Raw genomic sequence first — 14,421 nt, 5'->3', positions numbered from 1 at the left:
AAGGAGAAGCTTTAGTACAACGCAATGCAGTGTACGACAATGCGGCGTATAAATTAAAAACATACGCTGTGGGAATTAAAATAAAATATGGTTTTGGTCTATAATTGATTTTTTGTTTTAATTGTTTTAGCACTCGCTCGTTAAGAGTGAGTGCTTTTTTTAGGGAAAGAGAGAGGGTGGTCTAACAAGGCTGCCCTCTTCTTATTTATAACGGTAAACGAATGATGTTGATCAAGATAAAGTTTTAATAAGGTGGATATAAAAAAAGCTGTCTCTTTTGAAGACAGCCTTTTTTTTATTAATTGAATAAGTTATGCTTTTTTACGCGTATCTAATTCTCCGAAGTACATTTCTTGGAAACTCTTAGTTACACCGTGATCCACACGTTTATGGAACGTTCTAGGGTCAATTTCACTTGGTTTTTCATATCCAACTGCACTGATGAATTCTCCTAAAGCTTTCATTGTATTTTTGTGGAAGTTAGCTACACGCATTCTCTTGTCTGTAACATCTAATGCTTTGTATAAGGTTTCATCTTGTGTAGCAATACCTACAGGACAGTGACCACTGTCACACTGTAAAGCTTGGATACAACCTAAAGCAAACATCATCCCTCTTGCGCTATAACATGCATCAGCACCAAGTGCCATTGTTTTAGCAATATCAAAGGCAGAGATAATTCTTCCTGAAGCTAAAAGTCTGATTTTTCCTCTTAATCCATTTTCGATTAATGTCTTATTAGCAAATACTAAAGCATCATTCAAAGCCATTCCCATATAGTCGATAAACTCTAATGGAGCAGCTCCTGTACCACCTTCAGCACCGTCAATCGTGATAAAGTCTGGTGTGATACCTGTTTGTTTCATTGCATCAATAATAGCGATGAACTCATCTCTACGACCAATACAGATTTTAAATCCAACTGGTTTTCCGTTTGATAATGTTCTAAGCTTCGCTAAAAATTGTACTAATTCAACTGGATTACTGAATGCCGTATGTCCAGATGGTGAGTGTACCGTTGTATGTGGTGTAATACTTCTAATTGCAGCAATTTCAACCGTATTCTTTTCAGCTGGTAATAACCCTCCGTGCCCAGGTTTAGCTCCTTGAGAAAGTTTTAACTCGATCATTTTTACCTCAGGGTAATTTGAACGCTCTTCAAATAATTGGTCACTGAAGAATCCTTTTTCATCACGACAACCAAAATATCCTGTACCAATTTGCCAAATTAAATCACCTCCTGAACGGTGGTATTGGCTAATTCCTCCCTCACCTGTGTTGTGAGCAAAACCACCAATCTTAGCTCCTTCGTTTAAAGCAGTAATCGCTTTTTTACTCAAAGCACCATAACTCATTGCACTAATATTATAAATACTTGCGCTGTACGGTTGTTTACAATCTTCACCTCCAATTAAGGTTCTGAAATTAGTATCTGAAACGTGTTTTGGATATACAGAGTGTGCAGCCCATTCGTAACCAATACGATTAGCATCATCTTGCATACCAAATGAAACGGTTTGTTTTTCGTTTTTAGCTCTTTGATAAACAATAGAGCGCTCACGACGGTTAAATGGTTTTCCGTCTAATTCTCCTTCCCAAAAATACTGACGCATCTCTGGACGAATAGATTCAAACATATATCTGAAACGCGCAAATAAAGGATAGTTTTTACGAATCGTATGTTTGTTTTGAATTAAATCATAGATTGTTAAATATGTTAGAATTCCGGAGATTACAAGATTAACAATGCTAGCTGTTGATCGGTAAAGAACAAAAGTGGTAATAGAGTACAATACGTAAATCACAACCAATGCAATGGTCAATTGTCCAAATGTGAATCGATTAAAAAACTTTTTGTGAAACATAAATCTAAAATTTAGTGCAATCTTTTTGTTGTCTAGTTTGTAATGTTAATAGTTTAAAAATAGGGTGAATAGGGCCGATTTTTTCCCTTTTCTATTTCAAAAAAAACAGAAAATAAAATCACTTCTATCGGAGGCAAAGGTAGTAAAGATTTTGAATTTAAAAGATTTTTATAATTATTATTTTGGCAAGATTACGCTGTAAAAATGCTAATATGATAATTTTATTAGGAATGAATGATGATTTTTTATATATTTTTATATTTGTGTGATTAAAATGTAATCTTTGTTCTTTTTTTTTAGTGTTTAAGCGTATGGAAGCTTGGTTTTATAGGTATAATTGAAATTTATAGATGCTGTGTTTACCACTGATGAAATAAGCGATTAGACAACAAAGGGCAGTGTAGATAAGTGTTTCACTTCCAAATAATTCAGTAGCCATAAAGATACACGCCAGTGGTGTTTTTGTAGCACCTGCAAATACAGCAACAAATCCTAAACTAGCCACAAATCCGATAGGCAATTGAAGGTATAGGGCTAAAAAGCTACCCAAGGTAGCACCAATGAAGAATAAAGGGGTGACTTCTCCACCTTTGAAGCCTGCACCTAATGTAAGAGCTGTAAATACTATTTTGAGTAAAAATACACTATAGGTTTGCGAGGTATGAAAGGAATCAATAATAGTTTCTACCCCCAATCCTAAGAATCGCGTATCTTGAACCAAATAAAAGAGAAGGAGAAAGAGAATCCCACCCAAAAATGGACGCAAAGGAGGATAGCTAATATACTTGGATGCAAAATGAGAAACAGTATCCGTTGACTTAACAAATAAAATGGCTGTTAACCCAAATAACACACCCGCTATACTTACCTTCAGCAGCGTATAAAGTTCCAAAGTAGGAACCCAATCTACTGTATAAACTGTATGCGTGATACCCCAAGCTAAACATACATAATGCGAAACAATAGAAGTAAGTAGCAAAGGCAAGATATAGGTGTACTTATTACGACCAACAACCATGAGCTCTAAAGCGAATACCGTTCCGGCTAGTGGAGTTCCAAAAACAGAAGCAAATCCGCCTGCAATCCCCATCAAGAGCATCGCTTGTCGATCCGTAGCCCCTAGTTTGAACAGTTTTGTGAATTGATCAGCGATTGCACCTCCCATTTGTACCGCAGTTCCCTCTCTACCAGCAGATCCCCCAAATAAGTGGGTAACCCAAGTACCTACTAAAACAAAAGGGGCCATTTTAAATGGTATTTTTGCTACCGGGTGATGATATTCTTGAATTAATAAGTTATTGCCTTTGTTTGCATTCCCTCCAAAATAGTAGTACAAACAGCCAATAAAAAATCCTCCAACAGGAAGTCCAAATAAGAATAGTGGATTCGCTTGACGTACTGTTGTAACGTATTCGAGAACAAATAGAAATAGGGCAGAGGCACTACCAATTAAACTACCAATAAGTAAACTTAAAACTACCCAAACGAAAGGTTTGTTCGGGGAATGGAAAAGAAAGTCTTTAATTTTTTTACTTGTATTCATAACGGCTTTGTATAGATTATATAAACTATAGTATACTAGACGTCATCAGCTACAAGGCGGTTCGAGGCAGACATCATTGCCTATTATGATGATACAAAGATAAAAAAAAAGTTCAACCCATCGAGTTGAACTTTCGTATTTATTTTTTTATAAAAGATTAAATATCATCAAATTCTACGTCTGTAAAACTGTTTACTGAATCATCTTCTTCTTTTTGATATTCTTTTTTGAAATCTTTTTGGTGTCTTTCAGAAATAACTTCTTCACCTTTATGATTTACTACGTATTCTGTCATTTCATCTAAGATGTCTTTAAATGCAGCAAAATCTTCTTTGTATAAATAGATTTTGTGTTTTTTAAAGTGGAATGATCCATCGTCTTCTGTGAATTTTTTACTTTCAGTTACGGTTATGTAGTAATCATCAGCTTTTGTAGCTCTTACATCAAAGAAATAAGTTCTTCTACCCGCTCTCAATACTTTCGAGAAAATCTCTTCTTTTTCTAACATTTCGTTATCTCTCATAATCCTTCTATCAATTAATTGATTTGTATATATAGCTTTCAAAAGTCTAAAAAAAATCCTAATAAACCAACTTTTTACACTATTTCTTTTTCTTTCAATTGTTTTTCATGTAACTCCGCATAATATCCTTGTTGATTAATCAAAGTTTCATGTGTTCCCGCCTGAATAATCACGCCTTGATCTAAGACAATAATCTGATCTGCATTTTTAGCTGAGGATACGCGATGCGTAACAATGAGCGTAGTAATATGTTTGCTGTGTTCTTCTAAATGTTTTAAGATGCGTTCCTCGGTTTCTGTATCTACTGCGGATAAAGCATCATCCAACAAGAGAATAGGAGCATCTTTGATTAAAGCTCTCGCAATAGAAACACGTTGTTTTTGTCCACCAGACAAGGTCAATCCTCGTTCTCCTAAAACAGTGTCATACCCTTTTTCAAATTGCTCAATATTGTGGTGAACGACAGCCTTTTTAGCGGCATCAATTATTTCCTCAATCGTCGCATTTTCTTTTCCAAATCGTATATTATTGCTAATAGTATCCGAAAATAAAAAGGAATCTTGTGGAACAACCGCAACATTTTTTCTCAAATCAGTTAAATTACAATCTTCAATCAGAGTTCCGTCAAATAGAATACGCCCTGAATCAATAGTATACATACGACTGATTAAGGATAATAACGTACTTTTTCCAGATCCCGTTTTTCCTAGAATAGCCAAAGTTTCGCCTTGTTTTAAGCTAAAACTGACATCTTTCAAAGCTTGAATCCCCGTATCAGTATAAGTAAAAGAAACATGTTCGAATGTGATATCTCCTTTGATTACTGTAGGATTAGGATTAGTATTGTAAATTTCAGGTTGTACATCTAAAAACTCATTGATGCGCTTTTGTGAAGCCTCTGCCTCTTGAATCATCGAAGAAATCCAGCCTAAAGAAGCAACAGGCCAGGTTAACATATTGATGTAAAGAATAAACTGGGCAATGACTCCAATATCGGGAATATCGCCATTGAAATACATGATAGAACCAATGGTAATCACCAGTAAATTACTCAATCCAATCAGCAAAATCATCAAAGGACCAATCAAGGCTCCCGTTTTTGCCAGTTTAAGCGATTTCTCTTTGCTGCTCTGGGTTAATTCTTCAAATTCAGCTACTTTTTTAGGTTCAATAGCATAAGCTTTGATGACGCGCATCCCCGAAAATATCTCTTGCGTAAAAGTAGATAAGATGGATAAGTTCTGCTGAAAAATTAAACTGCGTTCGTTGATTTGTTTGCTGAGCTTAAAAATAAAATACCCCAATAGCGGTAAGGGTAGAAGCGAATAAAAAGTCAATTGAGGTGAAATGATATACATCTGCGTCAATACCACAGCAAAACGAATTAATGTATTGATTGAATACATGACCGCTGGACCTACGTATTGTCTTACTTTTCCAACATCTTCACTGATGCGGTTCATTAAATCCCCTGTTCTATTTTGCTTGTAAAAGCTTTGAGTGAGAATTTCGTAATGCTTGAAAATATCATTCTTTAGGTCAAATTCAATATGGCGAGACATCACAATCAACGTTTGACGCATTAAAAAAGTCAAAAATCCGGCAATTAAAGTCGTAACCAAAATCCAAAAGATATTGGACAATAAAAGCGCAGTAACTTTTTCCTTGTCAAAGGTGTTTAATTGCTCTAAAATTCGAATCGAATCCCCAACTAATTTTGGAGTATAAAGAGTGAAAATCTGAGCAACGATCGTAATAATAACACCCGTAAGGAAGTGATATTTATACTTATAGAAATATTTATTTAAGGATTGTAAAGCTCGCATAGTTTGTTTGTCTAATCTTGCAAAGTAAGGAAAATGATGGAGATAAAACCATCTTTTCACAACTTTAAAAAGTAAGATGCAAATATAAACTATTATTCTTTTTTCTTGTAATACTGATCTTTCATTTCACACAAGGATAAGGGAATTAACCCAATGAAAGAAAATAGAACTGAGTGGAATACTAAAGTTGAAAGCTTAAAAATAAACTAATAAAAAGTTAAAAATAATCTAACTAAACAAAAGGTAAGAAGAAAGTAAATATATTTGTTGCATACTAAAAAGAAGAAAAATGCAATTTATCATTATAAAAAAGGGAAAGAAGATAAACTTACGTCAAGCATCGTGAGCAATATCCTTATTTTTTATAATGAAATAAAATAACAAAGGGTTTGTCATCGCGACAAACCCTTTTTTGTGTGTGTAAATGAAAGATATGAAAGTATTAAAATTTGGAGGAACTTCCGTGGGAAGTCCTGAGCGATTCGAAAAGTTATGGCCTATTATCCAATCGCAAAAGAGCGATCGACAATTGGTCGTTTTATCTGCAGTGGCAGGAACTACAAATGCATTAGTGGCGATTGCAGCACGCTATGCACAAGGAGAAGTAGCTCAGGCGCGGCAAATGATTCAACAGCTATTTCAATCTTATCAAGTATTTGTGGATACGCTTTTTGTTACTACGGACGGAAAAGAAAAGGGACATACGCTAATCCAAAGTCATTTTACGCTGCTAGATGAGTTAGGAAATGATTTGTTTACTTCGGTAGAAGAACGTTGGGTTTTAGCACAAGGCGAATTGTTGTCAACGGCGCTCTTTCATCAGTATCTCATAGAAAAAGGGATTGCATCCGTTTTACTTCCTGCTTTAGATTTTATGCGAATCAGTGAAGATCAGGAACCTGATTTACCCTATATTCAACAACAATTAAACAATAAGCTCACTCAATTTCCGACAGCCACCTTGTTTATTACACAAGGTTACATTTGTAGAAATGCTTTTGGCGAAATAGACAACCTAAGACGAGGGGGATCTGATTATACTGCTTCTTTAATTGGAGCAGCATTAAAGGTAGAAGAGATTCAAATTTGGACGGATATTGATGGTTTTCACAACAATGATCCCCGTTGTGTATCCAATACCAAACCCATTGCTCATTTGAGTTTTGATGAAGCTGCTGAATTAGCCTATTTTGGTGCGAAAATATTGCATCCTCAAAGTGTTTTTCCAGCGCAAAAAGCCAATATTCCTGTTCGACTACTCGATACATTAGATATCCAGGCGCCAGGCACTTTAATCTCCTCGACGTTTGATCATCCCGATGAAATTGTAGCCGTTGCAGCGAAGGATAATATCACAGCTATTCGCATTCACTCTTCGCGTATGTTATTAGCATATGGTTTTCTAAGACGTGTTTTTGAAGTATTTGAACGTTATAAAACACCTATAGATATGATCACCACTTCTGAGGTTGCGGTTTCATTGACGTTGGATGACTGTACACATTTACAGGCAATTATAGCAGAATTGAACCATTTTGGAAAGGTGGAAGTGGATGAAGATCAGACTATCGTTTGTATTGTAGGAGATTTTAAGCGAAATAAGAATGGATATGCAACTCTTGTATCGGAAGCGGTAAAACACATTCCGATTCGCATGATTTCCTATGGAGGGAGTGAGCATAATATTTCACTTTTGCTTCCGTCTAAATACAAAATTGAAGCCTTACGCGCTTTACATCACCGATTATTTTAAAGAGAGAACTATGATTTCAACTGCGATATTAGAACAACTAAAAAAAGAAGAAACACCCTTGTATTACTATGATTTGCCTTTGCTCAGAGCGACGATATCTGCAGCAAAAACTGCTGCAGATCAATGGGGATTCCATATTCACTATGCGGTAAAAGCGAATAATAACCCCAGAATCCTGCAAGAAATTAGCGCCTTAGGATTGGGGGCAGATTGCGTCAGTGGTCTAGAAATAGAAACGGCAATTGCCCATGGATTTCAAGCGAAATCAATTGTTTTTGCAGGTGTAGGTAAAACAGAAAAGGAAATCCGAGTGGCATTGAGCCAAGGCATATTGGCTTTTAATGTAGAATCACTGGAAGAATTGCAAGTCATTGATGCCATAGCTAGAGAAATGGAAACACATGCTTCGGTTGCTTTGCGCATAAATCCCAATATTGATGCAAATACCCATCATTATATCACTACAGGGTTAGATGAGAATAAATTTGGAATCATGATGCATGAATTGGAGGATTGCTTGACCCTGATTCATTCTAGTGAAAGTGCTTTAGCTTTGGTAGGACTGCATTTTCACGTGGGGTCTCAAATTACGGATTGGACTGTTTTTAAACGTTTGTGTTTAAAAGTTAATGAATGGAATACGTGGTTTATTGAAAGGGGAATTGTAGTGCCAATCTTGAATGTAGGAGGAGGGGTTGGTATTAATTACAAAGATCCAGATGGCGAAGCAATCGTAGATTTTGTCGACTTTTTTGCGTTGTTCCATCGTTTTTTGGAACCCAAACCAGGGCAACAAGTGCATTTTGAATTAGGACGATCATTAGTAGCCAATTGTGGCAGTTTAATCAGCCGTGTATTGTATATTAAAAAAGGGGTGAATAAAAATTTTGCCATTCTCGATGCAGGTATGACTGAGCTATTGCGACCAGCACTGTATCAAGCCTATCATCAAATACAGTATTTGGAGCAAGGAGAATCTGAGATTGAGGCAACAGAAAAGTACGAAGTAGTGGGGCCTATTTGCGAAAGTAGCGATTGCTTTGGTAAGAATGTAGAGCTCCCTGTATTAGTTCGCGGAGATTTGATTGCTATTCGTTCTGCAGGGGCTTATGGAGAGGTGATGTCTTCTCGTTATAACTTGCGCCAACCGCTGCAATTTTATTTTGAAGAATAAATGCTTTTGTAGTAGATATTAGAAATACTTTGTTAAATTTGATTGAGATAAAAACAAAACTTTAATTTAACACCAGTAAGATGAAATTAGGAGATATCGACGTAGCAGGAGAATTAATCGATTTGAACTTTCAATTATTAAGAACACAAATCTTATTAGAAGAAGTATTAAAACACAATGCAGAAACATTAAAATTGCCTTCACCTGAAGCAATGAATGAAATTAATGAATTTGCTTTACAATCTATTCAAAAGAAATTTCCAAATATGAATATTGCGAAAAGGGATGATGAACAACAACAACCTCAAGCAGAATAAGGATAAAAAAAAAGTCGTGATTTAAATCACGACTTTTTTTTTATGTTAACTGCAATGAGAAGCATTCCAATTAGTGTGGCCTCGTCCTTCCCAGCATTTATAGCTTTGTTTGATTTGCGTTACTTGGTTGTGACCATCTTTTGCCTTAATAGTCATGACCACTTTTTTCGCTTGCATCGAATCATCATTTATTCCTTCTTCGGTTAACGTGATTAAAGTGAGCGATGAATTTGACATTTGTAAAACGGTGATGTCATAGCTGTATTTCCCTTCTGCTTCTTTATCCTCTGGAGCGTAGAATCGCATAATCCCTTCTACCGAAGTTAGTTTCTCACGTTTAATAGCTTCGTTTAGTTTATCTATTGTGTCTTGCGAAATCAATTCGTATTCGTCAATAGCAGTATCAATTTTCACTTGATCTACTGGAGTACTTGTCTCTACCTCAGAAGGAGTGGGGGATGGCGTTTTGTCTTTACAGCCCATCACACTTACTCCAACAAGTATCATGCTGAAATAATAAAATAATCTGTTCATCGCTAATTAATTAAGATTGTACTCTTATAAATATATAGAAAAAAAACAGAATATTGTAATTATTTTTTAGCTTTCTATTGAGATTACTAAACTTTTAGTTATAAACCTATGCTAAAAGAGCGAATTAAATACCAATTTCGAATTGCATTCTAAAATACCAATTGTTTTTACTTGATCCTTGGTAGAAATCTAACTTGTCATACGTCAATTCAGCCTGAAGTTTGAAGGCATGTTCCCATAAATATTTGGTTACCCCTACAGTAAATTCAGTCGTATTAGGTAAATTTAATTGCTCGTATAATTGTGTTTTCATTTTTTGTGTTGAAACACGGCCAATTAACTCGTAGTTATTAAGAAATAAGTAACTCAATTGGTAATCCATTCCATGCCCTGCGTATACATAGCTGTTGCGTTTAGTTCCATCTGGATCTATACCATAAGTAATAGCATCATCAACATTTCGATTCATAAAAGAAACCATTCCAGCCCATCCATCATATTTTAGGATTGCATCAGCCATGAAAGAGTTTAGATTTCTCGTTTCGTATAATTTTGTTCCTGTTTGTCCTTGTGAGTTTTCTGCATTATTGTTGTGTGAAAACGTACCAGCAAGCATTAACTTTGGCTTAGTCTCTCTCGCGATATCTCCTTCAAAGTAAGCTCCATTATTTTTAAAACTTCCCATAGGAAATAACTCCACGCGTCCTGTTAAAGCATAACTGTCACTTTCAGAACCTTGGAAATTTCTTCCGCGTCCTGTTGAAACCGCTGTTTTGATAACATAACCAAATTTGTCTTTGCGCTCTTGGTGATAGTAGGCTTGTAAACCAAAATCACGGTCTATATTAAATTTAGAGTTGTTAATTGAACGATCCGTTAACTGAAGTGCTCCTGAAGAGTTAATACGCTGTCTGTTTCCTGGAAGTTTTGTTTGTCCAAAGATGAAACTCCAATTCTCATTTGGACGATAAGTCATTGCCGCATCACGGATGATATTCACCGATTCTCCCTCGACTGTTTTCCCCATATCTTTTGGCGCAAATGATAATTGAATTACGTATAAGAACTTAGGATTCCCTACATAACCATCGAAACGCAAACGCAAACGACGAATCTCTCCTTCATATTTTGTTTTTTCCCCTTCATTCTCCATAAAAGTCAAGCGGTTTTGCATGCGAAAACGCAAGTTCAATTGAAATATACTATCCGAAGATGTAATTCCAACTCCTTTACCGAAGTTGTAATAAGGAAGTTGAGCTAATTTAATATCGTTATTAGCTGTTTCAATCTTTTGTGCTATTGCGTTAAGTGATAGTAACGACAATATTAATAAATAGATTTTTTTCATGTGTTCGTGTGTTGAGATTGCAAAAATAAGATTAGTTTTGTTTCCACATTTATATCGTTGTTATTGAAATGTAAGGGCAATGTTATTAAATGGTTAACTAAAGATAGTAAAGAAAAAACAGCATGTCATATATTGGATATCATTTTACAGTAGAGCCTTTAGTGCCTGGTGTAGAAATTCTTATCGCAGAATTAGGGGAAAAAGCATTTGAAAGTTTTGAAGAAACAGCTATAGGTGTTAGTGCTTATGTACAACAAGACTTGTGGACAGAAGATATTTTAGAGGATATTTTTATTCTACAATCCGATCAATTTACGATTACGTATCGAAAAGAAGAAATCGAACAAGTGAATTGGAATGAGGAGTGGGAAAAGAATTTTGATCCCATTGATGTAGATGGAGTATGCTATATTCGAGCGCCATTTCACGAAAAAACACAAGCGCAATACGATATTGTAATTGAGCCTAAAATGAGTTTTGGAACAGGGCATCATGAGACAACTTATATGATGGTTCGCCAAATTTTAAACAACGATATGCAAGACAAAGTTGTTTTGGATATGGGATGTGGAACGGCAATTTTAGCTATTTTGGCTGCCATGCGTGGAGCGAAAAATGTCGATGCTATTGATATTGATAATTGGTGTTATTTGAATTCAATTGAAAATGCTGCCCGTAACGCTTGTAGCAATATCGACGTATTTGAAGGGGATGCATCTATTTTAGTTCAAGAGCCTAAATATGATGTGGTTTTAGCCAATATTAACCGCAATATTTTATTGAATGATATGGATCACTATATCCGTACCATGAAAGAAAATGCTGAGATTTACTTCAGTGGATTCTATACAGAAGACGTTTCAAGTATTAAAAAAGCAGCAGAAGAAAAAGGTTTAACCTTTGAAAATCAATTAGAAAAAAATAATTGGGTATCTTTGAAGTTTAAAAAGTGATAGTCATTGTATTAAAATTTTGATATTATGAGTACAAAAGAAATCGTAGAAGAAAAGATTGATGTATCAGAATTGTTGAATGGTCAGAGTGAAATTATCTTGTATAATGATGATGTCAACACGTTTGATCATGTAATTGAAACCTTAATCAAAGTATGTGACCATACAGCAGAACAGGCAGAGCAATGTGCGATATTAGTGCATTATACTGGAAAATGTACGGTTAAGACGGGTGAGTTTAAAAAATTAAAACCACAATGCTTGCAATTATTAGATGCAGGGTTAAGTGCTGAAATACAATAAAAAGGGAGCTAATTGCTCCCTTTTTGTTTAAATTGTGGTCCTATAAATAGGCGTGTAGGATTTCCTCTTGCTATCTGTAGCTGATTCATCCACGTTTGTTTTTCCACAAGTTCTGCGTGGTTCTCTTTGGATTGTTCCAATTTAAGAAGCAAGCGCTCTTTGGCTAATTTCTTGTTCTGATGCTGTGATCGACTATCCATCGCAATGACCTGTAAACCCGTTGGTAAATGGGTGATGCGTACTGCGGAGCTTACCTTATTGACGTGTTGCCCTCCTGCACCTGAACTGCGAATGGCTTGATAAGCGAAATCTTTTTCCTCCCAAAGTACTGCTTGTTCTCTCGGTTCTGTCTCAAAAATACCAATGAACCAATTCTTGCGTTTGTGCTTGGGTCTCAAAGGACTGCTGCAAACCCACTGTATACTTCCTAACCATGATTCAATAAATGCTTGAATGCCTTGCTTGTCTGTTCCCTTTATTTCAATAAAAATTGAATCAGATGCTGCTGTTGTGGAAGGTAGATAAGTTGCAACAAGTTGCTGTTGATTCGCTTCTTTGACTAAAATAGCTGCGATTTTAGTAACAGCAAGAGCACATTCTGCTGGTCCTCTTCCTGATGTAATTTGTATAATCCGCTCCATATTACTTATCCATTCGTACAAACTTAGGAGTAAAGGTTCCTAGTACTTTTACTAAATCTTCTTGTGCTTGCATGACAGCATTAATGTCTTTATAGGCCATTGGTGCCTCATCTACACTACCACCAATTAGTTGTACACCCGCTGTTTTTAACTCGGTTTTGATATCGCTTTTGGTGAATTTACTCTTGCAAACATTTCTTGAATGTAATCGACCTGCTCCATGTGAAGCAGAATGCAAACTAGCTTCATTTCCCAGACCTTCCACGATAAATCCATTTGTCGTCATGGATCCTGGGATAATACCCAATTGACCAACTGCTGCAGGTGTTGCTCCTTTGCGGTGAACAATCAGTTCTTCTCCATTGATGACTTCTTTCCACGCAAAATTGTGGTGATTCTCTATGGTAAAAGCAATTTGTTTTCCCAAAGCTTTGGCAATGCGACGGTGAATATCATCATGGCAAGCTTTGGCATAGTCACCGGCTAAATTCATCGCCATCCAGTATTCTTGACCATCGTGAGTATCGAGATCCAACCAAGCTAAATGTTGTGCATTACTCGGTAAAGGACATTGCTTTGTTGCCAAATAAGTATAATGTTTCGCAATATTGGCGCCCAAGCCTCTCGATCCACTGTGGGATAAAACGGCTAAATAATCACCTGGAATTAATTTCCACTCTGGTTTGGTTTCTGCTAAGTGAACAATGCCAATTTCTACGAAGTGATTTCCACTCCCTGATGTCCCTAATTGCTTGTAGGCCTTATCTAATAATCCTTTCACAAAGGGAATATTCTTAAATTCATCGCGATAGAATACTTCGTGATCTACTTTGTTTTGATGTGTTTCATACATACCAAATTTGGTGTGATCGGATAAAATATTCAATAGCTGATGATCCTTTCCTTTGAGGAAGTTGGCTGGTAAATTGAATACAGATAAACTCATTCTACATCCAATATCAACCCCAACTCCATATGGAATAACAGCATTGTGTGTGGCTAAAACCCCACCAATTGGCAATCCATACCCATAATGAGCATCGGGCATTAAAGCACCAGCTGCTGCAACGGGTAATTTTAAAGCAGTATATAGTTGATATTTGGTTTGTTCATCTATAGCATCTGCTCCAAAAATGGAGAAAGGTGCTCTTGTATGAGTTAATTCATGTCGTTTTACTTCGACTTGCTTGACCATGCTTTCTGCTACTTTCCCCCAGATGCCATCACCTAAATAGGCGCCGGGGTTTTGTAACACTTGTTTTGCTTCCCTAAGTACCGCGTCTTTGTTTTCTTTTTTCTTATAACGACTAATGGTACCTAAAGCAATATTGATTGTATTATTTTGAGGAAAACCCAATTGAATTAAGTCTTTCCCTGAAAGTTTCCTTCCCATGATATGTTGTTTAATTGACAATAAAGGTCATGTAGAATATACATGACATAAAAAATCGTTGGCGTTCGACCAACATGTCAATTCGGGTTTTCTGTAAAGGGTCCGGAATAAACAAAAAAAAAGCCCGAATTTACATCTTCGGGCTTTTCATATATAAAAGTAATTGATTTTACTAAAAAGAAGTACCACGAAGATACACTCCTGCACCTGGTGCGGATGTGAACAATGCCGATGTAGAATTTAGTACA

General features: G+C 36.1%; 13 protein-coding genes and 1 riboswitch. Of the genes, 5 read left to right on the top strand and 8 right to left on the bottom strand.

The window, feature by feature from the left end; all coding sequences use genetic code 11:
- Positions 1-311 precede the first annotated feature (311 nt).
- The 4 genes from ACUTSE_RS15415 to ACUTSE_RS15400 all read right to left on the bottom strand — a co-directional run bounded on the left by ACUTSE_RS15415 (position 312) and on the right by ACUTSE_RS15400 (position 5,757).
- Positions 312-1,865 (bottom strand): FMN-binding glutamate synthase family protein, encoded by a 1,554-nt coding sequence (locus tag ACUTSE_RS15415; RefSeq protein WP_002987199.1) that lies wholly within the window; start codon positions 1,863-1,865, stop codon positions 312-314.
- Positions 1,866-2,190: 325 nt separating this feature from the next.
- Positions 2,191-3,408, bottom strand: coding sequence for a chloride channel protein (locus tag ACUTSE_RS15410; RefSeq protein WP_445640878.1), 1,218 nt, complete (start codon positions 3,406-3,408; stop codon positions 2,191-2,193).
- A 29-nt stretch (positions 3,409-3,437) separates the two neighbouring features.
- Positions 3,438-3,498, bottom strand: a riboswitch (Fluoride riboswitch).
- Between the two features lie 67 nt (positions 3,499-3,565).
- Positions 3,566-3,931: a PUR family DNA/RNA-binding protein gene (locus tag ACUTSE_RS15405; RefSeq protein ID WP_445640877.1), complete on the bottom strand. Its 366-nt coding sequence runs from the start codon at positions 3,929-3,931 to the stop codon at positions 3,566-3,568.
- A 74-nt stretch (positions 3,932-4,005) separates the two neighbouring features.
- Complete coding sequence (locus tag ACUTSE_RS15400; protein ID WP_445640876.1) at positions 4,006-5,757, bottom strand: ABC transporter ATP-binding protein; 1,752 nt, start codon at positions 5,755-5,757, stop codon at positions 4,006-4,008.
- 433 nt (positions 5,758-6,190) lie between these two features.
- Here ACUTSE_RS15400 and ACUTSE_RS15395 point away from each other — a divergent pair, with 433 nt between their 5' ends.
- The 3 genes from ACUTSE_RS15395 (at position 6,191) to ACUTSE_RS15385 (ending at position 9,001) form a co-directional block, all read left to right on the top strand.
- Positions 6,191-7,510: an aspartate kinase gene (locus tag ACUTSE_RS15395; protein WP_445640875.1), complete on the top strand. Its 1,320-nt coding sequence runs from the start codon at positions 6,191-6,193 to the stop codon at positions 7,508-7,510.
- A gap of 10 nt (positions 7,511-7,520) precedes the next feature.
- A complete protein-coding gene (gene lysA / locus ACUTSE_RS15390) occupies positions 7,521-8,684 on the top strand; it encodes a diaminopimelate decarboxylase (protein ID WP_445640874.1) in 1,164 nt (387 codons plus the stop codon).
- 80 nt (positions 8,685-8,764) lie between these two features.
- Complete coding sequence (locus ACUTSE_RS15385; protein ID WP_259189702.1) at positions 8,765-9,001, top strand: hypothetical protein; 237 nt, start codon at positions 8,765-8,767, stop codon at positions 8,999-9,001.
- A gap of 45 nt (positions 9,002-9,046) precedes the next feature.
- On the opposite strand, the gene ACUTSE_RS15380 is transcribed toward ACUTSE_RS15385, so the two are convergent.
- Entirely contained in the window at positions 9,047-9,535 is a 489-nt protein-coding gene (locus ACUTSE_RS15380; RefSeq protein WP_445640873.1) for a hypothetical protein, read from the bottom strand.
- A gap of 124 nt (positions 9,536-9,659) precedes the next feature.
- Complete coding sequence (locus ACUTSE_RS15375) at positions 9,660-10,883, bottom strand: porin (RefSeq protein WP_445640872.1); 1,224 nt, start codon at positions 10,881-10,883, stop codon at positions 9,660-9,662.
- 122 nt (positions 10,884-11,005) lie between these two features.
- Between ACUTSE_RS15375 and prmA the strand changes: the two genes are divergently transcribed.
- Positions 11,006-11,836, top strand: a complete 831-nt coding sequence (prmA, locus tag ACUTSE_RS15370) for a 50S ribosomal protein L11 methyltransferase (RefSeq protein ID WP_002987180.1) — start codon at positions 11,006-11,008, stop codon at positions 11,834-11,836.
- A gap of 27 nt (positions 11,837-11,863) precedes the next feature.
- Positions 11,864-12,139, top strand: a complete 276-nt coding sequence (locus ACUTSE_RS15365; protein WP_002987178.1) for an ATP-dependent Clp protease adaptor ClpS — start codon at positions 11,864-11,866, stop codon at positions 12,137-12,139.
- Between the two features lie 8 nt (positions 12,140-12,147).
- Here ACUTSE_RS15365 and prfH read toward each other — a convergent pair whose 3' ends face one another.
- Positions 12,148-12,780 (bottom strand): peptide chain release factor H, encoded by a 633-nt coding sequence (gene prfH, locus ACUTSE_RS15360; protein WP_445640871.1) that lies wholly within the window; start codon positions 12,778-12,780, stop codon positions 12,148-12,150.
- 1 nt (position 12,781) lies between these two features.
- Positions 12,782-14,173, bottom strand: coding sequence for an RtcB family protein (locus tag ACUTSE_RS15355; RefSeq protein WP_445640870.1), 1,392 nt, complete (start codon positions 14,171-14,173; stop codon positions 12,782-12,784).
- Between the last annotated feature and the right edge of the window lie 248 nt (positions 14,174-14,421).

It is taken from the genome of Myroides sp. TSA_177.3 (assembly GCF_052691955.1).
This window is presented reverse-complemented; position numbering and strand designations above follow the sequence as displayed.